14 protein-coding genes and 1 pseudogene are annotated in these 24,259 nt (G+C 70.0%); 13 read left to right on the forward strand and 2 right to left on the reverse strand.

The annotated features are described in order from the left end of the window. The first annotated feature begins 61 nt into the window (after positions 1-61). On the forward strand, positions 62-1,366 hold the full coding sequence (locus tag C6376_RS29135; protein WP_107446134.1) for an alpha/beta hydrolase: 1,305 nt from the start codon (positions 62-64) through the stop codon (positions 1,364-1,366). Between the two features lie 333 nt (positions 1,367-1,699). On the opposite strand, the gene C6376_RS29140 is transcribed toward C6376_RS29135, so the two are convergent. Beyond that, positions 1,700-3,223, reverse strand: a complete 1,524-nt coding sequence (locus C6376_RS29140; protein ID WP_107449262.1) for an alpha/beta hydrolase — start codon at positions 3,221-3,223, stop codon at positions 1,700-1,702. A gap of 562 nt (positions 3,224-3,785) precedes the next feature. Here C6376_RS29140 and C6376_RS29145 point away from each other — a divergent pair. The 3 genes and pseudogenes from C6376_RS29145 (at position 3,786) to C6376_RS29160 (ending at position 8,359) form a co-directional block, all read left to right on the forward strand. Continuing rightward, positions 3,786-4,556 (forward strand): ABC transporter ATP-binding protein, encoded by a 771-nt coding sequence (locus C6376_RS29145; RefSeq protein ID WP_107446135.1) that lies wholly within the window; start codon positions 3,786-3,788, stop codon positions 4,554-4,556. A 114-nt stretch (positions 4,557-4,670) separates the two neighbouring features. Beyond that, positions 4,671-7,184 (forward strand): annotated as a pseudogene (locus tag C6376_RS29150) (ABC transporter permease). 581 nt (positions 7,185-7,765) lie between these two features. Next, complete coding sequence (locus C6376_RS29160) at positions 7,766-8,359, forward strand: TetR/AcrR family transcriptional regulator (RefSeq protein WP_107446136.1); 594 nt, start codon at positions 7,766-7,768, stop codon at positions 8,357-8,359. Between the two features lie 34 nt (positions 8,360-8,393). Here C6376_RS29160 and C6376_RS29165 read toward each other — a convergent pair whose 3' ends face one another. After that, positions 8,394-9,848 carry an MFS transporter gene (locus C6376_RS29165; RefSeq protein ID WP_107446137.1) on the reverse strand — a complete coding sequence of 485 codons (1,455 nt, stop codon included), beginning with the start codon at positions 9,846-9,848 and terminating at the stop codon, positions 8,394-8,396. Between the two features lie 341 nt (positions 9,849-10,189). On the opposite strand from C6376_RS29165, the gene C6376_RS29170 reads away from it, so the two are divergent. The 9 genes from C6376_RS29170 to C6376_RS29210 all read left to right on the forward strand — a co-directional run bounded on the left by C6376_RS29170 (position 10,190) and on the right by C6376_RS29210 (position 24,232). Next, on the forward strand, positions 10,190-13,021 hold the full coding sequence (locus C6376_RS29170) for an alpha-L-rhamnosidase (RefSeq protein WP_107446138.1): 2,832 nt from the start codon (positions 10,190-10,192) through the stop codon (positions 13,019-13,021). Positions 13,022-13,103: 82 nt separating this feature from the next. Continuing rightward, positions 13,104-14,081 (forward strand): alpha/beta hydrolase, encoded by a 978-nt coding sequence (locus C6376_RS29175; protein ID WP_107446139.1) that lies wholly within the window; start codon positions 13,104-13,106, stop codon positions 14,079-14,081. A 3-nt stretch (positions 14,082-14,084) separates the two neighbouring features. Then, the gene (locus C6376_RS29180; protein WP_240553805.1) at positions 14,085-15,656 is read left to right on the forward strand and encodes a carboxylesterase/lipase family protein; all 1,572 of its coding nucleotides are present in this window, start codon (positions 14,085-14,087) and stop codon (positions 15,654-15,656) included. Positions 15,657-15,935: 279 nt separating this feature from the next. Beyond that, positions 15,936-18,266, forward strand: coding sequence for a glycoside hydrolase family 3 N-terminal domain-containing protein (locus C6376_RS29190; protein WP_107446140.1), 2,331 nt, complete (start codon positions 15,936-15,938; stop codon positions 18,264-18,266). Beyond that, positions 18,263-20,689 carry a glycoside hydrolase family 2 TIM barrel-domain containing protein gene (locus C6376_RS29195; protein ID WP_107446141.1) on the forward strand — a complete coding sequence of 809 codons (2,427 nt, stop codon included), beginning with the start codon at positions 18,263-18,265 and terminating at the stop codon, positions 20,687-20,689. The genes C6376_RS29190 and C6376_RS29195 overlap by 4 nt, the downstream gene beginning before the upstream one ends. A gap of 53 nt (positions 20,690-20,742) precedes the next feature. Continuing rightward, positions 20,743-20,931, forward strand: coding sequence for a hypothetical protein (locus tag C6376_RS29200; protein ID WP_254076113.1), 189 nt, complete (start codon positions 20,743-20,745; stop codon positions 20,929-20,931). Between the two features lie 131 nt (positions 20,932-21,062). Beyond that, entirely contained in the window at positions 21,063-21,857 is a 795-nt protein-coding gene (locus tag C6376_RS29205) for an SDR family NAD(P)-dependent oxidoreductase (RefSeq protein WP_107446143.1), read from the forward strand. A gap of 3 nt (positions 21,858-21,860) precedes the next feature. Next, positions 21,861-22,028, forward strand: a complete 168-nt coding sequence (locus C6376_RS44545; protein ID WP_173985755.1) for a hypothetical protein — start codon at positions 21,861-21,863, stop codon at positions 22,026-22,028. A gap of 1,019 nt (positions 22,029-23,047) precedes the next feature. Then, positions 23,048-24,232: a hypothetical protein gene (locus C6376_RS29210; RefSeq protein WP_254076114.1), complete on the forward strand. Its 1,185-nt coding sequence runs from the start codon at positions 23,048-23,050 to the stop codon at positions 24,230-24,232. The last annotated feature ends 27 nt before the right edge of the window (positions 24,233-24,259 follow it).

Here is a 24,259-nt window from a genome sequence, read left to right on the forward strand (position 1 = left end):
TGACAATCCGATGGTGCGCGCCATTTCCCCCTTTCCCCACGTCTGACGGGACCCGCCGGCCATGCGCAACGACCTCGAAGAACCAGGCCCCGACATGCCCGCCGCGTCCCCCGACGTATCCGCCCCGGCGCCCGACCCGTCGGACGGTGGCGCGGGCACTGGCCCACGCCTCGTGCGCATCGTCCTGCTGGCGGTGACCGTTCTCCTCGGCCTGTTGGTCCTTGTGAACCAGCTGCTGGCTGTGATGCCCGTTGGTTGGGTCTCCCCGGTGCTGCATGTCACGTGGCTGCAGGCGGTTGTGCTTGTCATAGGCGGCGTGCGCGACACGGTCGGCGTCTGGAACATCGTCCTCGCGGCCCTCGCCCTGACCACAGCCGTGTACGCCCTGCGCAGAAGTGGCGCACGCAGGCGTACGGCCCGCACCTTCGTGGTTGTGGGCGGCGTGGGCTTGGCGCTGGCCCTCCTCACCACCACGGTCCAGATCCTTGCCGTACACGGAGCCACCGGCAGGTGGTTCCCCTTCGCGCCGACCACTCTCACCGCTGAGCTCGGGCGGGGCCCCGACAAGACCGTCACCTACGCCACGCTCGACGGCGAGAAGATGAAGGCGGACCTGTACCTGCCCGACCACGCTTCCGCCGCTTCGGCCGCCCCTCTGGTCGTCAGCATCCACGGCGGCGGCTTCGTACAGGGCAGCCGAGGCCGCACCCCCTACACGAGCTGGCTGGCCGACCGCGGGTACGTGGTACTGGACGTCGACTACCGCCTGTCCACCGCGACCGAACACCGCTGGAACACCCAGGACGCCGACGTCGCCTGCGCCATGACCTGGGCCACCGCTCACGCCGACGAATACCACTGGGACCTGGACCGGGTCGCCACCTTCGGCGGCTCGGCCGGCGGCAACCTGGCCATCAACGTCGCCTACAAGATCGATGCGGGCACCATGAAGCCCTCGTGCGGCACCGCCGCCGAACTGCCCCGCGTGAAAGCCGTCATCGCCTCGTTTCCCGCTGTCGACGTCACGGCCGGTGAGTCCGACAGTGCGCTGGGGCACCAGGTCGGCCAGTGGCACATAGGCGGTACCCCCGCCCAGCATCCAGACCGCTACCGCGCCACTGACTCCGCGACCCACATCACCGGGAGCGCCCCGCCCACGCTGATCCTCCACGGTGGCGCCGACCACCTCGTCTTCGCAGGGCACTCGAAAGCGTTCGCGGACAAGCTCACCGCTGCGGGCATCACCCACCGGTACGTCCAGTTGCCCTTCATGGAACACGGCTACGGCGGCTCCGTCGCCACCATAGGCATGCAGACCACCCGTGCCCTGGCTCTGCCCTGGCTGCGGGACCACCTCCGCGGCTGACTGCGGCGGGAGGTGGGATGGCCGACGGCCCGACACCCCACCTGGTCCGCAGCCGGCGCCGTACGTCAAGTCGTCGAGCAGTCGAGGGGAGTGCCCCTCGTCGACGTGATGGGCCGCTTCCTGGACCGACTCGTCACCACTTCGACCGCAAGGTGCACCTTGTCGTGGACCGCTACCCGGGGACAGGCCCCGGTGTCCCCCGGCGATCGGTGCCCGTCCACGGCCTGGTGCTGGTGGCCGGTCGCGCGTACGGCCGGGCTCAGAGCGTCGTTCGGGGCGATGCGCAGTGTGCCGGCCCCTGCCTCCAACTGGCGTGGGCCCCGTGCATGTTCTTCACGGCTGGGCATGGCAGGTGATGTCGCCGCTGGGCAGGCGGCCTGTGACCAGGTAGGTGTTGACCGTGTTGGTGGCGCAGGCGGGAGTGCTGGGGATGCCGTACACGCCGTGATCCCGTCCGCCCTGGACCTGGACGAGGCGCGAGCCGCGCAGGGCGCGGTGCATGGCCCGCCCGCTCGCCGCGGGTGTCTGGGAGTCCCACTGGTTCTGCAGGATGAGCGAGCCCACCGTGTTGTTGACCCGGGTGGCCGGTTCGGCGCCGCGCGGCCAGAAGGCGCAGGGTGTGATGTTGGAGGTGAAGTCCCCGTAGAGGGGGAGGCGAGCGCCGTCGCGGAGGGCGTCGTGCCGGTAGCGCGACGGGTCGCTCGGCCATGAGGCGGAGTTGTCGGCGCAGACGACCGCCCAGTGGAGTGCCTGGAAGTTGGCGTCGAAGGGGTCCGCGGGTTCGTCGGAGGGCCGCGGATCCGGGCGGGTGGCCGGCGCCTTGCGGAGGCCGACGACATCGCGCGCGGCCTGGTAGGGGTCGTAGAAGAACATCGGCCGCAGCGACTCGCGGATGTCGGCACCGGTGACGGCGCGGTCCTCGAAGTCGGGGTCGCTGCCGTTGTACTTGAGTGGCGTGCGGTCGGCGCGGGCGAGCAGCCGGAAGAACGCGGCGCGAACCTTCGCGGGAGTGCCACCGAGGTGGTAGGTGCTGTCCCGGCGGGCGACCAGACGGGTCCAGTCCCGGAACGCGGGCTCGACGCCCTCGGCCATGGCCTGGTACACGCCCCGGCCGAAGCGGTTCGGGTCCACCGAACTGTCGAGGACGACGCGGTCGCTGCGGGCCGGGAACATCTGGGTGAAGACGGCGCCGAGGTAGGTGCCGTAGGACACGCCCATGTACGAGATCCGCTTCTCGCCCAGGACGGCGCGGATGACGTCCATGTCCCGTGCGGTGTTACGGGTGGTGAGATGCGGCAGCCGGGTGCGGTCCCGGGCGACGCACTTCGCGGCGAAGCCGCGGGCGAAATCGGTGGTTTGGCGGAAGGACGCCGGCCGGTACACGCGCGGCCAGTCCATCTCGTTCGTGGTGAGGCCGCAGTTCAGGGGGCTGCTGGCACCCGTACCTCGCGGATCGAAGCCGATGAGGTCGTACCGGTCCAGGACGCTCTTGGGCATGACCTCCTTGTACGCCGAGGGATTCCCCAGCCCTCCGGCCCCCGGCCCTCCCGGGTTGGACAGCAGCACACCGCGCCGCTTGCCGGGCACGCTCGTGCGGAGCCGGGAGATCTCCATGCGCAGTGTGGGTCCGGCGGGCCGTGTGTAGTCGAGAGGTACTTTGAGGGTTGCGCACCGTAGGTCGGCGGGGTACTCGCCCTTGGTGCCGCAGCGGTGCCAGGCGGGGCGCTGGTCGTAGTAACGGTCGAGGGCGGGGGCGGGGGAGCGGTCGGCTCCGGCGGCTGTCGCCCGGGCGGTGGGAATGCACAGGCTGACGGTCAGTCCGGCCGCGACGAGGGCGGCCATGCGTGCGGTAGGCATGACAAGGACTCTGCTGGCCCAGCCGACCGGCCCGCCTCGGCCGAACGGCCAGAAGACGAAGGCGATCGCCGGCGGGCCCTCGGCCGAATGACAGCTGGAGCACATACGGGCCGTCATCGCCGGTTGTCGGCCATGGGGTCTTGTCCTCGACCGCTCGGGTCCACGACGAGTCGGCCGCTCCCGCGACCACAGCACGTCTCACCTGTGTGCGGTGATGGTGCTGATCATGCGGGACTGGACCTCGTCCTGTCTGGGTCGTGCACCTGCCGAGACGGCGATGGAGCGGGCCTTGTCGGTATGAGATGCGGTGCGCTGTCATGAGGGGGCAGAGTCCACGGCAGCCTCGTCTCCCAGGCGCTTTCTCCAGGCCGTCAGCCTCAAAGTGGACGCGACGCCATACCTCAGGCTGACAAGGCCGGGCTCGGGCATCAGCCCCAGGGAGTCGGTCATTCGGCTGATCCGCAGGGGCCGCTGCGAATCCGACGATGAAGGAGTTGCCGGCCGGGCACGGATCTGGACCTGCGCCCGGCGCTGTCCGTGCCTTCGATCGGAGCAAGACCTCGTGACCATCCTGCCGTCCGTCTCCCGCACTCCCGCCGTGGCCGCCCGCGCCACCAAGCTCTCCAAGGTCTACGGAGAGGGTGACACCAAGGTGGTGGCGCTCGACCAGGTCAGTGTCGGCTTCGGACAGTCCCAGTTCACCGCGATCATGGGGCCCTCCGGCTCGGGCAAGTCCACGCTGATGCACTGCGTGGCCGGGCTGGACTCCTTCTCCTCCGGCTCGGTCCGCGTCGGTGACATCGAGTTGGGGTCCCTGACGGACAGGCAGCTCACCAAGCTCCGCAGGGACAGGATCGGCTTCATCTTCCAGGCGTTCAACCTGCTGCCGACCCTCACCGCGCTGGAGAACATCACGCTGCCCATCGACATCGCGGGCCGGACGCCGGACCAGGAGTGGCTGGACACCGTCATCCAGTTGGTCGGTCTGTCAGGCAGGCTCAGCCACCGCCCCGCCCAGCTCTCCGGCGGTCAGCAGCAGCGGGTCGCCGTCGCCCGGGCCCTCGCCTCCAAGCCCGAGATCGTCTTCGGCGACGAGCCGACCGGGAACCTGGACTCGCGTGCGGGTGCCGAGGTTCTCGCGTTCCTGCGTGACTCAGTACGGGAGTTGGGCCAGACCGTCGTCATGGTCACCCATGATCCGGTCGCCGCCTCCTACGCGGACCGGGTCGTCTTCCTCGCCGACGGACAGATCGTCGACGAGATGTACGACCCCACCGCGGACGGGGTCCTCGACCTCATGAAGACCTTCGACACCAGGTTCCGTACGAGCTGAGCGAAACCAGCCGACACACCCCCAAGTCGCCACCGCCCCGCGACCGTCGCTGTCGCGGACCGACGCCGGCCGGCCCACCCTGCTGCCGCCCTCACCCACCAGGACCACACCGTCATGTTCCGCACAGCCCTGCGCAACGTCCTCGCGCACAAGGCCAGACTGCTGATGACCGTGCTCGCCGTCATGCTCGGCGTCGCGTTCGTCTCCGGCACCCTGATCTTCACGGACACCTACAAGAACGCCTCCGACAGCCAGACGGCCAAGAGCTACGCCCACGTGGACGCCTAGGTCGACGAGAACACCGAATACTCCGGCGATTCTCCCGGCATCAGCCGGAAGACGCTCGACGCGGTCGCCCGACTCGACAGCGTCGCCGACGCCGCCGGACGCGTCGACGGGAGCGCCTACGTCGCCGACAGGGACGGCGGGCTCATCGCCAACGGCCTGTTCAACTCGTCCGCCAACTTCGCGCCGGGCAAGGACGGCAAGGACCCGCTCTACGTGTTCACCGACGGCAGCGGGCCCACCGGGCCCGGGCGGATCGCGCTCGACAAGGACACCGCCGACAAGGGGGGCTACCACGTCGGCGACACCGTGCCCGTCGCTCTCACGGGTCCGGCGAAGGCGTACCAACTGTCCGGCATCTTCACGACCGAGAACGAGGACGTGGCCGCAGGCGGCAGCCTGGTGCTGTTCGACACGCCGTCCGCGCAGCGGCTCCTCCTCCAGCCGGGCTTCTTCGAGAAGGTCACCGTCACCGCTGCCCCCGGCGTCTCGAACACCGAACTCGTCGCCGCCGTCAGCAAGGTGCTCCCTCACTCCGCGAAGGCCAAGACCGGTCGGCAACTCGCCGCAACAGATGCCCAGTTGGTGGCGGGAGACGCGATGACTCTCAACGGGATCCTGTTCCCCTTCGTCGGCGTCGCGCTCTTCGTCAGTGTCTTCCTGATCGGCAACACCTTCACCATGCTGGCCGCCCAGCGCACCAGGGAACTCGCTCTGCTACGCGCGGTCGGCGCCTCCCGCGGGCAGGTCACCCGGTCCGTGCTGATCGAGGCGATGACGGTCGGCACCGTCGGCGCGGCCGCCGGGCTCGGTCTGGGCGCCGTTCTGGCCGCCGTAGCGAGTGCCACGGTCGAGTTCGACGGCGGTACCCCGGACGGCCCGTTGATCGTCACGTCGACGACCGTCCTGGTCGCGGCCGTCGTCGGGGTCCTGGTCACCATGGTGGCCGCCTGGCTGCCCGCCAGGCGTGCCGCGAAGATCCCGCCCGTCGCGGCCATCGGCAGCGCACACCTGCCCGCCACCACGAAATCCCTGGTCCTGCGGAACGTGCTCGGCGGCATCCTCACGCTGCTCGGCGCGGCGGCCGTCGTCGCGGGTACAGGGGCCGGCAGCTCCAGTGGTGGGGGGATCGTCGGGTTCGGGGCCTTCCTCGCGGTGACGGGTCTGCTCGTGCTGATCCCCCTGCTGTCCCGGCCGGTGATCGCGGTCGTACAGCCGCTGCTGCGGCGCGGCTTCGGCGTCTCCGGCACGCTCGCGGGCCGGAACGCGGTACGCAGCCCGCGCCGTACCGGCGCCACCGCCTCCGCGCTGGCCATCGGACTCACCCTGGTCAGCGCCCTGACCGTGCTCGGCGTCACCCTCGGTGAGTCCATGGACAAGATGACCACGGACATCGTCAAGGCCGACTACCTGGTCACGGCAGGCGGCGTGCGCCTGGACGCCTCGGCGGTCGCCGCCCTGCGCAAGGTCCCCGGTGTGAGGGCGGTGTCACAGGAGCAGCAAGGGTGGATGCGACTCGACGGCAGCCAGCAGGACGTCACCGCCGTCATCCCGGCGGACTTCGACAAGGCCCTTCACCTCCCGGTGGTCTCCGGCTCGCAGGACACGCTCGCGAAGGGGCAGGTCGCCGTCGAGGAGAACCTCGCGCGGTCGCACGGCTGGAAGGTCGGGGACAGCCTGCCGGCGGAGCACGGGGACTCCGGCAAGAGCCGCAGGCTGACCGTCGGGGCCGTCTTCGCGTACAACGAGGTCGTCATGCCGGTCGTCGTCTCCGCAGACGTGATCGAAGCGAACGCCACCGCGGCGTCCTTCTCGAAGATCTACGTCACCACGGACGGCACCACGAACGAGAAGGCACTCGCCGACGCCCTCCCCGGGCGCCCGGGGACCAAGATCGACGACCGGCAGGCCATCCGCACCGAGCTCGGCGGAGCCTTCGCCACCGTGCTGAACGTCCTGTACGCACTGCTCGCTATCTCCCTGGTCATCGCGATCCTGGGAGTGGTGAACACCCTCGCGATGTCGGTCTTCGAACGGCAGCGGGAGGTTGGCATGCTGCGAGCCGTCGGGCTCGACCGGCAGGGCGTGACCCGGATGATCCAGCTGGAGGCCGTGGTCATCTCCCTCTTCGGCGCCGTGATCGGGGTCGGCCTCGGTTCCTTCCTGGGCTGGGCCGTCTGCGAGATCACGAAGGCGGACATCCCCGGCTACGCGCTGGTGCTGCCATGGGGCCGGTTCGCCCTGTTCCTGCTGCTGGCGGCGCTGGTCGGTCTACTGGCCGCCCTGTGGCCCGCCCGCAGCGCGGCCCGGCTGAACCCGCTCACCGCCATCAAGACCGAGTAGCCGGAGCAGGGTGCTGTGAGGCGATCAGGCACACCGTGCCTGCGGCCCCACGGCCGTGGAGCGAACAGGCACTCAGCGGCCGGCACACATGGCGGTCGAGTCCAGCCCGGCCTGGACTGCACGAACCGCACCGGAGCGAGTCCGAAAGATCCAGGTGAAAGGGAACTGTGGTTCCTGGGCGGCGTGGACTTGGTGCTGGCCCTGCTTACCACCACGGTCCAGGTCCTTTCTGCGCACGGAGCCACCGGCACGTGGTTCCCCCTCGCGCCGACCACTGTCACCGCCGAGCTCACGGGGCCCCGACAAGACGGTCACCTACGCCACGCTCGACGGCGAGAAGACGAGGACGGACCTGTACCTGAAGACCGGGGGCGCCACTACGGCCGTCCGGTCCGTCTGGGCCAGAACCCCCCGCACCAGATTCCTCGCCGTCGGCGACGACGCTTGCCGACTGTGAGAACACTTCCACCGGTGGCGACGGGGAACGTGACAGGTGCGAGCTCTCGGAGGCGAGGGCGGACAGTAAACGGCTAACGTCATTCGGTTTTCACGGAGAGCCCCAGACGCGGTACGGTCCGACCGTGACCACCGCACGCAGGCCGAGAGGGCCGTACCGCAAGGGACTTGAGCGCCGGGCGCAGATCATGCGCGCCGCACTGGAGGTGTTCGCCGAGCATGGGGACCGGGGGTCGTCGCTGCGGGAGATCGCCGACCGGGTCGGCATGTCGCAGGCCGGGGTGCTGCACTACTTCGACTCCCGCGAGGAGTTGCTGACAGCGGTCCTCGCCGAGCGCGACACCGCGGACGCGGCGGAGCACGCGAGCCCGGAGATCAGCCCGGGTGAAGCGATGGCCCGAACTGCGGAGCACAACACCCGTTCGCCGGGCCTGGTCAGCCTGTTCGTGAACCTGTCGGCCGATGCGACCGATCCGGAGCATCCTGCGCACGGCTTCTTCGCCGAGCGTTACGCCCGCCTGCGCGAGACCGTCGAGGACGGGCTGCGCCAGGGCCAGGCCGACGGGAGCGTACGCACCGACATCCCGGCAGAGCAGCTGGCGCAGCTTCTTATCTCCGTCTCCGACGGCCTGCAGCAGCAGTGGCTGCTGGAACAGGGCGTCGACATGGTGGCCGCGATCGACGCCTTCAACCGCCTGTGCCGGCCGCCGGGTGCGTGATGTCCGGCGCCGGACATCACGCACCCGTTCGCGCTCAGGCAGCCTCCACGTCCGCGTCGGGCTTGAGGCGCGGGATCAGCAGGCCCGCAAGCGTGCCGAGGAACACCGTGCCCGCGGCGAAGTAGAAGGCGTTCTTGTAGCCCTGGTCCAGGTAGAACTGGGTGCCCTCGAGCACCTTGCCATCCTGGGCCAGGATCACGTACGTGAGCGTGGTGACCAGCGTGGTGACGACTCCGATCGACATCCACTGAATGCCGCTGGCGATGGCCTGCTCCTCCGCTGAGACCGCCCGCATGATCAGGATCGGGATCACCGCGACGATCATGCCGAAGCCGATCGCGAAGAGGTTGCCCCACCAGATGAGCTCGGCGTTGGTGTAGTGGTAGGCCGCCTGCGCCAGGTAGCCGACGGTGGAGATCAGGCCGCCGAGGATCAGCGGGAGGCGCGCGTCGACCTTCCGCAGCAGCACCCCTGTGCCGAAGCCGACCGCGAGGATCAGGACGCTCGCCGGCAGGCCGATCACCGCCGCGTGAGTGGCGGTCATGCCCAGGCCGTCCGAGATGGTCGGGATCGCTGGGTAGAGCACCAGCAGCGAGGCGATGATGCCGGTGCCGAACAGTGCGCCGCCGATGAGAGCGGTGGCCAGTATGACAGTCCACACCTTGCGACGGCCCAGCATGTCCAGGTGGACGAGTGGCTGGGCGATGCGCTTCTGGGAGACCACGAACAGGGCGATGGCGGCGAGGCCGCCGATGACGCAGCCGAGCGTGCCGGCGGAGGTCCAGCCCCACTCCGTCCCCTGGCCGATGCCGTAGGTGAGCGCGGTCAGTCCACCGCCGAGCAGCAGGCCGCCGATCCAGTCCATCCGGGCGGAGGGGTCGCGGTAGTGGGTCTTCGGCACGGCGAACAGGATCAGCAGCAGGCCGATGGCGGTGGCCGCGACGATGGACCACAGCACCCCGCGGAAACCGTAGTCGTCCAGGACCCAGCCGGTCAGGAACGGGCCGCCGATCGCGACGAAGGCGACGCCGCTGCCGACAATGCTGCTGGCCGTGCCGGCCTGCTTCGGAGGGAGGACCTCGCGGATGGTGGCGTAGGTGAGGGCGCCGATCGGCCCGTAGAAGCCGGCGATGCTGCGGCCGATCAGCATCATGGCGTAGTTGCCCGCGGAGGCGGCGATGATGTCGCCGACCAGGCCGAGCAGGGTGATGGCGATCATCACCTGGCGCTTGCCGTACAGGTCGGCGGCCTTGATCACGAACGGCGTCAGCAGGGTGGAGACCAGCGCCGTGGACAGGATGAACCAGGCGATGTGGGTGGTCTGGAAGTGGATGGCCACGGACGCCTGCGCGTTGCCCGTCAGCATGCCGACGAGGGAGAGCAGCTGGGTGGGCCACAGCAGTGCGAGCGCGATGAGCGCGAAGCGCGCGCCGCGGACCGGGTCGGTGGCTTCGGCCGCAGGCGCGGCGGGGGCGAGTGAGGATGTCACGGCGGTGTGCCCTCTCGATGGATGGGCTCCGGTCGACGGAGCAACAGTAGGGCGTTGAACCCATTCAGTCGGCCGACGCCCCACCCCGGAATCCCGGAGGGGGCGGGATCGGGGGCGGTCATGGCGCGTTGCACTGGGTTAACGGAGCAGAAACCTAGCTCTGTTTGGGATTCGGCGCTAGGGTTGCCGCCAAGGAATCTCACCGGTGTGCCGAGAGCCACCACCGGGAATTGAATCGTTCCATTCCTCGGTCGTCATTAGTCGCCATCAGTCGCCATCGTGATCGCCCGCAACAGGCGTACGACGCCCGCGCACAGCCCCGACAGCAAGGAACAGACGCCGTGCCTGAAGCCCCTCTCCCCGCCCCTGCGGTCGCGCGCCTGCGGTTCGAGCACCACCGCGAGCCGCTCGGCATCGGCGAATCCCGCCCCCGCCTGTCGTGGACCACCCGGACCGAGCTGCCCGGATGGCGGCAGGCGGCCTATGAGATCCAGCGACTGGCCGCACAGGGCGACGTGGTCGCCACGGCCGAGGCCGAAAGCGACGAGTCGGTCCTGGTCGCCTGGCCTTTCGACGCCCTCGGATCGCGAGAGCGCGTAGGCGTGCGGGTGCGTGTCCGGGGCACGGACGGAACCTGGTCGCGCTGGAGCGAACCGGCCTTCGCCGAGACCGGGCTGCTGCACCCCGACGACTGGCAGGCCCGCTTCGTGAGTGCCGACTGGGACGAGGACGCGCAGCAGGACCAGCCGGCCACCCACCTGCGCCGCCGCTTCACGATCCGCCCCGGCGTCGCAGCCGCCCGTCTCTATGCGACCGCGCACGGCGTCTACGAGGCGGAGCTCAACGGCTCCCCGGTCGGCGACCACGTCCTCGCCCCCGGCTGGACCACGTACGGCAAGCGCCTGCGCTACCAGACCTACGACGTGACCGATCTCCTGCGGGTCGGCGGGAACAATCTGACCGCTCTTCTCGCGGACGGCTGGTACCGCGGCCGCCTCGGCTTCACCGGCGACAAGCGCGCCGTCTACGGCGACCGGCTGGCCTGGCTGGCCCAGCTGGAGATCCGCTACACCGACGGCACCACCGACACCGTGACCACCGACGCGGACGGCCGCTGGCAGGCCGCCCAGGGCCCGATCCGCCGCAGCAGCCTCTACGACGGCGAGACCCACGACGCCCGCGTCGAGCCCACCGACTGGCGGGGCGTGCGCGTCGAGGAGCGTGACCCGGCAACGCTCGTCGCCCCCGTCGGCCCGCCCGTCCGCCGGATCGAGGAGCTGGCACCGATGGCCGTCACCACCTCGCCCTCGGGCAGGACGATCGTCGACTTCGGCCAGAACCTGGTCGGCCGTCTGCGTCTGACGGTGACCGGTGAGGCCGGGCAGGAGGTCGTGCTGCGCCATGCCGAGGTGCTGGAGGACGGCGAGCTGGCCTGCGCACCGCTGCGCAGCGCGCAGGCCACCGACCGCTACATCCTGCGCGGCGGCGCTGCGGAGACCTTCGAGCCGCGGTTCACCTTCCACGGCTTCCGCTACGCCGAGATCACCGGCTGGCCGGGCGAACTGAACCCCGACGACCTGCGTGCCGTGGTGATCCACTCCGATCTGGAGCGCACCGGCACCTTCGAAAGCTCCGACGAGCTGCTCGACCGCCTGCACCAGAACGTCGTCTGGGGCATGCGCGGCAACTTCCTCGACGTCCCGACCGACTGCCCGCAACGCGACGAGCGCCTGGGCTGGACCGGCGACATCCAGGTCTTCGCCCCCACCGCCGCCTACCTGTACGACAGTGCCGGCTTCCTCACCTCGTGGCTCGCCGACCTCGCCGCCGACCAGGGTGAGACCGGCGGGGTCCCGTTCGTGGTGCCCAAGTGCGTCGACGGCGCCGACACCCCGACCGCCGCGTGGGGCGACGCCGCCACGGTCGTGCCCTGGGTGCTCCACCGCGCCTACGGCGACCTCGGCGTAATCGCGGCCCAGTTCGAGAGCATGCGCGGCTGGGTCGACCACGTCGCCTCGCTGGCCGGGGAGTCACGCCTGTGGGACAGCGGCTTCCAGTTCGGCGACTGGCTGGACCCGAACGCCCCGCCAGGACGCCCGGATCAGGCGCGTACACCCGGCGAGATCGTCGCCACCGCCTACTTCGCCCGCTCCGCCGAGATTGTTTCCCAGTCGGCGCGGTTGCTCGGCCGCGAGGCGGACGCCGTCCGCTACGGCGCGCTCGCCGCCGAGGTCCGCCAGGCGTTCGCCTCCGAGTACGTCACCGGCGCGGGCCGGATGATGGCGGACGCCCCGACCGCCTACGCGCTGGCGCTCCAGTTCGCGCTGCTGCCCGACCAGACGCAGCGCGCGCACGCCGGCAAGCGGCTGGCCGGCCTGGTCCGCGCCGGCGGCTACAAGATCAGCACCGGCTTCGTCGGCACGCCCCTGATCTGCGACGCCCTCGCCGAGACCGGTCACCTGGACGCGGCCTACCGACTGCTGCTGCAGACCGAGCAGCCGTCCTGGCTCCACCCCGTCACCCAGGGCGCGACCACCATCTGGGAGCGGTGGGACAGCCTGCTGCCCGACGGCAAGGTCAACCCCAGCGGCATGACCTCGTTCAACCACTACGCGCTCGGCGCCGTCGCCGACTGGCTGCACCGCACCGTCGCCGGCCTGGCCCCCGCCGAGCCCGGCTACCGGAAACTGCGCCTGGCACCGCGCCCCGGCGGCGGGCTGACCCGAGCGCAGGCGGCGCTGCTCACCCCCTACGGCCGCGCGGAGATCGCCTGGCGTCTGGACGGCGAGGAGCTCCACATCACCGCGCTCGTCCCGCCCAACGCCACCGCCGTGGTGGACCTGCCGGGCCCGGCAGGCTCGCCGTTCGACGTCACCGCAGGTCATCACACCTGGACCGTTCACCTGCCGACGCCGGCGCAGCCCAGCGGTCCCATCACTCTGGACACCACGCTGGGCGAGCTGATGGACCGTCCGGGGGCCATGGAAATCTTCACGGACACTCTGATCCGCTACTTCCCCGAGGCCGCGGCATACATCGACCAGTCCGACACCGAGTCCGGCGAGACGACGATCCGCGACGCGGCCGCCATGGTGCCCGGCGGCCCCGAGTTCCTCCTCGATCTTGAGGAGCAGTACGCCGCCTTCAACGCCGCTGGCCCGAGCAAAAACTGACGTACCAGCAGGCAGATCGCTTGCAGGCAGGGATCGTTTTCCGCCCCCTGCACTCCCCTCTCTCCGCTGACTTGGGGGACCCATGCCCAGCATGACCCACGAGTGGCTTTCCGGACTGGTCACAGCCGGTCGGGCCGCCACACAACCCACGCTCGCCCAGGAGCGCAAGAACGCCGTCCGCTGTGCGGCGACGATCCCGGTACCGGACGGCGTGGTCGAGGACGCGTTCCCCAGCCTGACGGGCGCGCTGCTTTTCAGCCCGCCGGAGCCGCGCGAGGACCTGGTCATCCTCCACCTCCACGGCGGCGGCTTCCGCACGGGCACCGCTGCGGGGGCGCGGGCCGCGGCCGGCCTCCTGGCGTTGCGTCTGAACACCCGAACCGTGGCGCCCGAGTACCGGCTCGCACCTGAACACCCGTTCCCAGCCGGGCTCGACGACTGCGAACACGCCTACGAAGCCGTCCGGGCCACCTATCCGGCGGCCCGGATCGTCGTGGTCGGCGAGTCGGCGGGAGCTGGTCTTGCCGCCTCGCTCCTGCTGCGCCGCCGCGACGCAGGCGACGGTGCACCCGTGGCCGGAGTGCTCTGGTCCGGCGTGTTCGACCTGCGCGCGGAAAACCTGACATCAGGGAGTTGGGCCGCGAACGCCGCCACCGACGCCATGATCACCCCCTGGCTCGGCCCGCAGATGGCCGCCGACTACCTCGCCGGACACAGCCCCGAGGATCCGCAAGCCTGCCCGGCACTCGCGGACCTCACCGGTCTGCCCCCGCTGATGATCCTGGCCTCAGGGTCCGAGTTGCTGCGTGACGACTCGGTCGCCTTGGCCACACGTGCCGCCGGCTGCGGCGTGGAGACAGTGCTGGAACTCTGGCCGCACATGCACCACGCCTGGCCCGTCTTCGGCTCCCTGCTGCCCGAAGCGCTCGAAGCCCTCGACCGCACCGCTGAGTTCATCCGCCGCGTGGACGCGGGCCGCTGCGTGGACGGTTCAGCCCTGACGGACGACCCGGCGATCCTCGCCCTGATGGAGACCTCCCAGGAACAGGCGGAGGTGTGACACATGAGTGAATCCGCTCAGTTCCCGATGGTCCGCACGAGCCACGGGTCAGTGCGAGGAACCCGCTGGGGCGATACAGGCGGAATCTTCGCCGGCATCCCCTTCGCCGCTCCGCCCATCGGCCCCCTGCGACTGCGTCCGCCCGCGCCCGTCGCCGCCTGGACCGGTGTCCGCGACAGTGTCGCCTTCCCCGCAGCCCCGGCACAGCGATATCCCCTGATGGACCCCTCCACTCAAGGAAGCCTCGCCGCGCTCGATCCGCGTGCACGAGCCATCGCTACGGCGCTCGGTGCGCAAACCGGCCCATCAGCCGAGGACTGCCTCTACCTGAACCTGTGGACCCCCGAGCTGACCAGCCGACGCCCCGTACTCGTCTGGATCTACGGCGGCGGCTTCGAGACCGGCTCCGCGTCACCCCCGGCCTTCGACGGCGCTGCCCTGTCCCGGCTGACCGGCGCCGTGGTCGTAGCCGTCAACTACCGCGTAGGGGCGCTGGGATGGCTGCTTCCCACAGGGCCGGGCAGCGAGCGGTTCGCCGACAGCGCCAACCTCGGACTCCAGGACCAGGCGGCCGGACTCCGCTGGGTCCGGGACAATGTCGCCGCCTTCGGCGGTGATCCCGACAACGTCACGGTCGCCGGGAACTCGGCCGGGGCCTTCAGCATCGGCGCCCTGCTCAGCCTTCCCGCCGCCGCAGGCACCTTCCACAAGGCGATCCTGCACAGTGGCAGCACCGGTCGCGTCTACCGCCGCGAGGCCGCATCCGCGGTGACCCAGGATCTACTTTCCGCCGTCGGCGTCAGGAACTTCGAAAGTCTGACCGACGTCCCACTCCATCGGATCCTCGACGCGCAGAGCGCTGTCATCCCCTCGGACATCGGCCTGCGCCACCTCCCCGACGGACACGGCTGGGGCATCGTCCACGACGGCCAGGTACTTCCCCACCACCCACACCAGGCAGTCCGGGCAGGGGCGGCGAAGCACATTCCGCTGCTCATCGGCGCCAACGACGACGAGGCACGCATGTACGCCTCCTTCGGCGCCGACTCGTTCCGCCCCACCGACGAGGCAGCCCTCATCGCCGAGATGCGCCGGGCAGAACTCGCCGACCCCCACGGACTGCTGGACGCCTACCGTGCGCGCGGTCTACCGGCCACCGACCAACTCGGCGGGCCCACGGACGATCTCCTGGAGCTGCGCACCCGTTTCCTCGGCGACGCGATCTACCGCGTGCCGTCGGCCCGTCTGGCACGGGCCCAGACCGCGGCGGGCGGTCGCGTCCACACATACCTGATCTCCGCCGAGCCGTTCGGTCCGGGCAGCAGCGCCTTCCACGGGGCGGAACTGATCTACCTGGGCGACAAACTGACAGCACTGGACATCGACACCCCGGGCAATCAAGCGATCCGCGAGGAACTCACCACCGCCTGGAGCCAGTTCCTGGCAACGGGCGAGCCCGGCTGGCCCGCCTTCGACTCCGCCCAGCCCGAGAGCACCCGGCTCATCGGCGGTGCCGTCACCTTCGTGACCGAACCTGCCCACGACATCGCCGGCTACTGGATCCATGACTCCTGACGCCCCACCACGCCGCTTGCCCCCCGCTCGCCGCCCGTCGCCCGCGCAAGGCTGCGAAGGAGGCGCGAGCTCGACGCCGCAATGCGCCGGATCACCGACCAGGCCGACGCCCGGTACGTCGTCCTGTGGCAGGCCCTCGCCGACCACCACGGCGGCCTGCGCAGCCAGTACACCCACGACGACCTCACCTGAACGGACCCGGCTACCGCGCCTGGGCCCAGACCTTGCGGCCGCTCCTTGCGGACGCCGCGCGTAGAACAACGAAGGAGAACCCCCCCCATGACAACCACCCCCGACACGATCCCGAACGACGCCGGCACCCGGACGACGCAGGACGAGACGCGCTACCGCGACGTCGGCCTCTCCGTCGAGGACCGGGTGAGCGATCTGCTGGCCCGCATGACTCTGGAGGAGAAGGCCGGCCAGCTCACCCAGTTCTTCTACATGGGCACCGGCGAGCCGATTCCCGACGACTTCGACGTCGAGTCCCTGCCGCCCGAGCACCGCGCCTTCGTCTCACAGCCCCACGACGTCGAGGCCGCGGTCTCCCGCGGCGGCGCCGGGTCGCTGTTGTTCGTCAAGGACCCCGCCCTGGGCAACCGACTGCAGCGCCGCGCCGTCGAGGACACCCGGCTGGGCATCCCGCTGCTGTTCGGCAACGACGTGATCCACGGGCTGCGCACGGTCTTTCCCGTGCCGATCGCGATGGCCGCGAGCTGGGACCCGGACGCCGCCGAGGCGGCGCAGGTCGTCGCGGCCCGCGAGGCGCGCGCGGCGGGGATCCGCTGGACGTTCGCGCCCATGATCGACATCGCCCGCGACCCTCGCTGGGGCCGCATCGTCGAGGGGGCCGGGGAGGACCCGGTGCTCGCCGCGGCCATGGCCGCGGCGCAGGTCCGCGGGTTCCAGGGCGATCTCGGGGCCGAGAGCGTCCTTGCCGGAGCGAAGCACTTCCTGGGCTACGGTGCCGCCCGCGGCGGGCGCGACTACGACGACGCCGACATCTCCGACGCCGAACTGCGCAACGTGTACCTGCCGCCCTTCCAAGCCGCGATCGAAGCGGGCGCCGCCAACGTCATGAGCGCCTACATGGACCTCAACGGCGTGCCGGCCTCCGCGAACCGGTGGCTGCTGAGCGACCTGCTGCGCGACGAACTGCACTTCGACGGCTGGGTCGTCTCGGACGCCAACGCCGTGCAGTCGCTGGAGATACAGCACTTCGCGAAGGACCAGCAGGACGCCGCCGCTCGGGCGCTGAACGCGGGGCTCGACATGGAGATGTGCACCTTCACCCCAGCGTTCGACCACCTCCCGCAGGCGGTACGCGACGGGCTGGTCACCGAGCAGGCGCTGGACACCGCCGTGTCACGGGTGCTCGCGGTGAAGTTCCGGCTCGGCCTGTTCGAGAGCCCCTACACCGACGAGGACGCGGCACCCGCGGTCCTGAACGCCGCGGCGCACCGTGACGCCGCCCGGGACGCGGCCGAGCGCACCCTCGTCCTCCTCAAGAACGACGCGGCCACGCTGCCCCTGCGGCCCGAGCAGTTCACGAGCCTCGCCGTCATCGGCCGGCTCGCCGACTCCCGGCGCGACACGCTCGGACCGTGGGTGCTCGACCACGACACCTCCGAGACGGTCACGATCCTTGACGGGCTGCGGGCCCGGCTCGGGGACGGCATCCGCGTCGAGTATGCGGCCGGGACCGGTGCCCCCGAGCGGCTGCACCCGTCACCGTTCGACGTCCTGGACCCGACGGTCGTCCCGACCCCGCCCGACCTGGACGAGGACGCCGAGATCGAGCGCGCCGTCGCCGCCGCCCGGGACGCCGACGTCGCGATCGTGGTCGTCGGGCAGCCGCAGAACCAGATCGGCGAGAAGGCATCGACCTCCACGCTCGACCTCCCCGGCCGTCAGCTCGAGCAGCTGCAGCGCGTCGCCGCGACCGGCACGCCCGTGGTCCTGGTCGTGCTGTCGGGCCGTCCGCTGGACCTGCGGTGGGCGCACGAGCACGTCCCCGCCATCGTGCAGGCGTGGTACCCGGGAACACGTGGGGGCGAAGCGGTCGCCTCCATGCTGGCGGGTGACGTCTCGCCCGCCGGCCGGCTGCCCTTCACGTGGCCCCGCCACGTCGGCCAGGTGCCGCTCGTGTATTCGCACTACCGGACCTTCCTGCCGCAGGAACAGCACGCCCGGTACTACGAGGACGACGGGGCACCCCTGTACCCGTTCGGCCACGGCCTGTCCTACGCCACGTTCACGTACACGAACCTCCGGACCGACCGGACGTCCATGACCGGCGGCCGCGACACCGCAACCGTGTCGGTCGACGTCACCAATACCTCTGAGCGCGACGCCGACGAGGTCGTGCAGCTCTACGTCCACCAGCGCTACGGGTCGTCGTCGCGGCCCGTGCGGGAGCTCAAGGGCTTCGAGCGAGTCCCCATCCCCGCGGGCACCACCACCACCGTGAGCTTCGAGCTCGGCCCCGACCAGCTCCGGTACTGGAGCGCCGCGACCCGCACGTACCAGCTCGACGCCACCGTCCTCGACCTCTGGGTCGGCGGCAGCTCCACCGCCGAGCTCACGACCACCCTGGAGGTGACCCGATGACCGGGACCGACGTGCAGGCCGACGCAGACCGCGTCGAGCTTCGTGACTGGACCATGCGCCGCCCGGACAGTGCCGAAGAGGCCGCCGTACGCCTCCCGCACGACGCGATGATCACCGAGCCCCGGTCGTCCGACGCCTCCGGCAGGTCCGACACCGGATGGTTCCCGGGGGGCCGGTACACCTATCGCACGCACTGGTACGCGGACCCCGCGCACCGCGGTCGAGACGTCCAGCTCCGCTTCGAAGGCATTCAGGGCGAGTCGGTCGTGACCGTGAACGGCCACCGGGTCGGGACCGTACGCAGCGGGTACACCGAGTTCGGCTTCCGGATCGACGATGTCCTGAACTGGGACGACGAGAACGAGATCGCTGTCGACGTCGACAACAGCGCACAGCCCGCAGGCCGCTGGTATCCAGGCTCCGGCCTGTACCGGTCGGTGTCCCTGCGGATCCGCAGTCGTGTGCGCCTGGAGGATGACGGTGTCGGCGTGCGTACGACGCTCCACGGCGCCGACGCGGTTGTCGAGGTCCGGACCGCGGTCGTGAACGACAGCGACGGGCCCGTGCGCGTCCGCACCGTATTGCACTCCGAGGCAGGGGCCGTGGCGCAGGCCGTGGCGGGCGACGACGGGATCGCGCAACTGCATGTGCGCGCGGTTCGCCTGTGGTCCGCCGAGGACCCGTTCCGCTACGAACTCGTCACGACGGTCGAGCACGGCGGTGCCGTCGTCGACACCCGTCGTGAGCTCGTGGGGCTACGCACGGTGCACGTCGACGCCCGCCACGGCCTGCGGATCAACAAGCAGCAGGTCAACCTGCGCGGCGCTTGCATCCACCACGACAACGGCATCCTGGGCGCCGCCACCCACCGGGCCGCGGAGTTCCGGCGCATCCGGATCCTCAAGGAGAACGGCTTCAACGCCGTCCGGTCGGCGCACCACCCGATGTCACGTCACCTGCTCGACGCGTGTGACGAGCTGGGCATGTACGTGATGGACGAGCTCGCCGACTACTGGATCCAGTCCAAGTCCACGCACGACTTCTCGCACAGGTTCCTGGACACCTGGCGCGAGGATGCCGACCGCATGATCGAGAAAGATCGAAACCGGCCCTCCGTCGTCATCTACTCGATCGGCAACGAGATACCCGAGACCGCGCACCCCGACGGCGTCGCGCTCACCCGTGAGATCACCGCGTACGTCAAGGCGGCAGACCCGGACCGCCCGGTCACGGTGGCCCTCAACATCTTCCTCAACGTCCTGTCATCGATGAACAGGTCCCCGTATGCAGGTACTTCCGACACGCCGGAAGGGGCTCAGCCCAACAAACCGGGGCCCGGCAGCACGGAAGCCAATCGCCTGGTCAACCAGATCGGGCGCATGATGGACGTTGCCTCGCGGCTCCCCATCGCCGACCGTGCGACACGCGACGCATTCGCCGAGGTGGACATCGCCGGCTACAACTACGGGCTGGCGCGCTACAAGCACGACGTGAAGGCGTACCCCGACCGCGTGATCGTCGGCAGCGAGACCCTGCCAGGAGACATCGCCCGTGCGTGGGACCTCGTCACGGCGTACCCGTCCGTCATCGGCGACTTCATCTGGGTCGGCTGGGAATACCTGGGAGAGTCGGGGGTCGGGGTGTGGGCGCCCGGCCGCAGGACCGGGCTGGTCAAACCGTATCCCTACCTCATAGCCGGGCCCGGGGTCATCGACCTGACCGGGCAGCCGGACTTCTCGCTGCGCCTCGGACAGGTGGCATGGGGAACGCACCCCGGGCCGGCGATCGGTGTGCGGCCCCTCGACCAGGCGGGACAGCCGGTCGCACGGGTCGCGTGGCGCAGCACCGACGCTGTCGAGAGCTGGGCCTGGCGCGGGTGTGTGGGCCGCAAGGCCGAGATCGAGGTCTACTCCGCGGACGACGAGGTGGAGCTGTTCGTCAACGGGCGTTCCGCCGGCCGTCGCAGGGCCGGGCAACGACGTCGCTACACCGCTCGGTTCACCACCACCTACGCCGCCGGCGAACTCGTTGCGGTCGGATACCGAGGAGGGCAGGAGGCGTCCCGGACGGTGCTCCGCTCGGCGGGGGACGACCTCGCGGTCCGTCTGACCGCGGACAGGGCTCACCTGCGGGCCGACGGAGACGACCTCGCGTTCGTCGAGGTCGAGATCGTCGACGGCGCGGGCACGGTGGAGATGCTCGCGGACGACGACATCGAGCTCAGGGTCGAGGGCCCGGCCGAGCTCGTGGGGTACGGCAGCGCCAGACCTGACCCCACCCGTCCGTTCGCCGATCCCACTCAGCGCGCGTACCGCGGTCGTGCTCTCGCCGTCCTGCGATCCACGGGTCAAACCGGGAGCGTCCACGTCACCGCGACATCGCGCCTGCACGGAGTCTCGCACCTCACCCTCGAAGCACGCTGAACGATCACGGTTTCGCCCGCGTGGGCTCCGTCTCCGTCGCAAGAGAAGCAGACGTGACTCGCGATCAGGCGACCTGCGAGGAACTCGCCACCGCCTGGGGCCGGTTCCTGGAGTCGGACGAGCCTGGCCGGCCCGCCTTCGACTCCGCTCAGCCTGAGAGCACTCGGCTCATCGGCGGTGCCGTCACCTTCGTGACGGAACCTGCCGACGACATCGTCGGCTCCTGGATCCACGGCTCCTGACGTTCCACGACGCCGCGGCCCACCCGGCAGCACGCCGAACGCGTCCGCGCAGGCAGCCGACCCAAGGCCACGCCATACCCCCACCAGCCGACCGACCACCAGACTCACTCGCCACAAACTGGAGCACTCCCATGAATCGCTACAACGACCGCCGTGTCCTGATCACCGGAGCAGGCTCCGGCATCGGCCAGGCCACCGTCCTGCGCATACTCGCCGAGGGCGGCCGCGTCGTCGCCGCCGACATCGATACGGCCGGCCTGACCGCCACCCGCAAGCTCGCCGCCGACACCGGTACCCAGGCCCGTCTGCACACCGTCCAGGTGAACATCGCCGACGAGACTTCTGTCCGCGAGGCCGTCGCGGCGGCCCTCGCCGCCCTCGGCGGCGGCCTGGACGTGCTGGTCAACGCGGCCGGCATCCTGCGGTCCTCGCACACCCACGAGACCAGCCTGGACCAGTTCAACCAGGTCATCGCGGTCAACCTGACCGGCACCTTCCTGATGATCCGCGAGACGATCCCGGCGCTGCTCCAGGGCGAGAACCCGGCCGTGGTCAACTTCAGCTCCACCTCGGCGAGCTTCGCGCACCCCTACATGGCCGCCTACGCCGCCAGCAAGGGCGGCATCCAGGCCATGACCCACGCGCTCGCCGCCGAGTACAGCAAGCAGGGAATCCGCTTCACCGCCGTCGCGCCGGGCTCGATCTCCTCCGGGATGACCGACGCGAGCGGCACCAGCAAGGAGAACGTCGGCCCGGGCCTGCCCGACGACGCGAACTACGAAATCATGATGAAGCTGCTCCCGGCCATCGGCGAGGGCTTCGCCGGTCCGGAGACGGTCGCGGGCGTCGTCGCCATGCTCGGCTCGGTGGACGGCGCGTTCATCACCGGCACGGAGATCCGCATAGACGGCGGCACCCATATGTAAACGATGGGGTGTCAGCGGCGGACCAAACTGGAGGCCCCGGACCATCAGTTCGAGCTGGAGCCGGACCTGGTGGTTGTCGCCTATAGCGCTGTCCCTCGCGTGGTCGACGCCCCCGTCGGTGTCCTCCCCTTCCGCCGCGACCCCGGTTTCCTGTGCGTGGTCAACCTCTAGGACGAGCCGTACCGGCTGCCCGAACATACCCCGACCCTGCTGGCCGGCGTCCCGTTTACGGATCGACTGCTGGAACCGGATCACGCGATCTGGCTCCAAATCTGACAGCTCCCTCCGGGGGGTAATGCCCCCTCCCGATTCGCCAGGGCCTCTCCGGTGTCACTCCCCGCTGACCGGAGAGGCCCTGGCCCTTTGGACAACGGACAGCTGTAAACCGTGTCCATAACTTCCGTTCGAACACGAGCGTTCCCGGCAGTGTCCCGTGCCCGCGTAGTAGAGGCTGTCCTGGAAGCCGGGGAGAGCCTGGACGTTCCCTTGCCCACCGTCGCTACTCCACCGGAGGGCGTCGAACGCCAGACGACGGCTGAGGCGGCGGGAACCCGGTCGAAAGATGGTGCAGATGAGGGTGAGGTCGTGACGTTCCAACCCTGGGTAAGCCCTCCCGGCAGCCGGAAAAGGGCCTCTGACCCGAACATTTCTTTATCGGTGGCATCCGGACATGTTCCCGATGGCGCATCACATGGAGTGCGTGGCGATCCTTGAACCGGCGGCTAAGGGCTCCTGACCTGCGGTTTCGCCGGTGCGCATTATGTGCAGTGTGGGCGTTACGGGCGATATCTTGACGCTGAAATGACGCTCGTGACGCTCATTTGACGCTCGTTCTGATGGGGTGTCAGGCGGCTTTTGGGCACGTCAGGCCCTGTCGATGGGGCGACTGCAGATGGGGTGTTGAGGGCTGGTGACGCTCTCGGCGATGCAGCCGGAAGTCCCAGAGCAGTCCGAGGGGGACTCCCACGGCAGGGAGCCGCTCTTTCGGGTCTATACAGGGCGTGCTTGCGCGGTGTGGGCTGGCGGCCGTGGAACGACGGCCTACTCCGAATGAACGGCAGCGTGCGCTTCTTGAGCGGCTCGCGGCCGGTGAGGAACCCGGAGCATGGGCGCCGGGCGATTGGTGCTCGGCGTATGCCCTGCGTGACCGTGGGCTTCTGACAGTGGACAAGGGCGGCGGTGCTGCCCGTGTGGAGATCACGGAGGCAGGCCGGTTCTACCTTCGTCATGGCCGCTATCCCGACGACGCGGTGCCTGCCGACCATGGTGGGTCGTCGGTGCCCGTCGAGTCTTCGGCGTCGTACGGCGAGCGTCCCGTCGCCCGCGCACGGCGGGCGAAAGCTCGCGAGTTGGTCGAACGGCTCCTCGCTGAAGGACACGTCCGCTTCGCCCATGCCGATGATGAGGAGATCGCGGAATGGCGACGGGTCGTCAATTACGCGAAGCGGCATGGCATGGAGCCGAAAGGCAAGCGCATCGAGAAGGTGCCGTACGGTCTGGGCGGGCTGGAGTTCTTCCTCGCGGAGGGCCCGCATCCAAATGCCCGGAGTCAGCGACCGAAGACGGGTGCGTCGGCGGTCAGGGTGCCCACGCGGCTGTCGTCCCTTCACCCAGTTGTAGCTGCGCTCAAGGATGACGCGAGGCGGCTGGTGATGCCGCCTGAGCTGCGCCGCAGATCGCTGCTGATGCTCCAAGGGATGGCTGCTGAAGCGGCGCGGCGAGGGCACGAGGTGCGGAAGGTCGGGTCGTTCTACAGCCCGCGCGAAGGTGGGATGGACGTCGTTGTCGACGGCTTCGCGTATCCGGTCACCATCAGGCAGGAGTTTCCCGAGTCCACGGATCCGGAGCGGTCCTCGCGTCTCGTCGTGGAGGTCGCCCACGGATTGACCGACAGGCCCGGCCGCTGGCGGGACCGCAAGAGCTGGACCCTTGAACAGTCTCTGGGGTTGGTTCTCGGGGAGATCGAGGCGCGAGCGGTGGAGGATACCCGGCGTAGGGAGAGCGAGGAGCGCGCGAGAAAAGAGCGTGCAGTGCGCTGGCGGGAAGCCATGGAGGAAGCGAAGGAGCTTGCCGTCCGGGAGCAGTTCGCCGAGGTGCTGCGTGAGGAGGCCGGGCGCTGGCGAGAGGCTGTCGTGATCGGTGAGTACTGCGATGCCCTGGAGCGTCGTCTCACGGAGTTGGATGGCGGCGCGGACGAGCGAGCCCTGGAGTCAGTCCGGCGCTGGCTGGAGTGGGCACGTGGTTACAGGCGGGCGATCGATCCCCTGGGCCAGCCTCATGGGATGCCGATTCCCCGCGACCCGACAGCGGATGAGCTGAGGCCGTATCTGAAGGGATGGAGTCCCGAGGGGCCCGAACGGCGGGCAGGTCGATGACACGTGCTCGCCAAGCGGACGGCGTCC

Origin of the sequence: Streptomyces sp. P3, assembly GCF_003032475.1 — a bacterium.
In the GTDB taxonomy this organism is placed as follows: domain Bacteria; phylum Actinomycetota; class Actinomycetes; order Streptomycetales; family Streptomycetaceae; genus Streptomyces.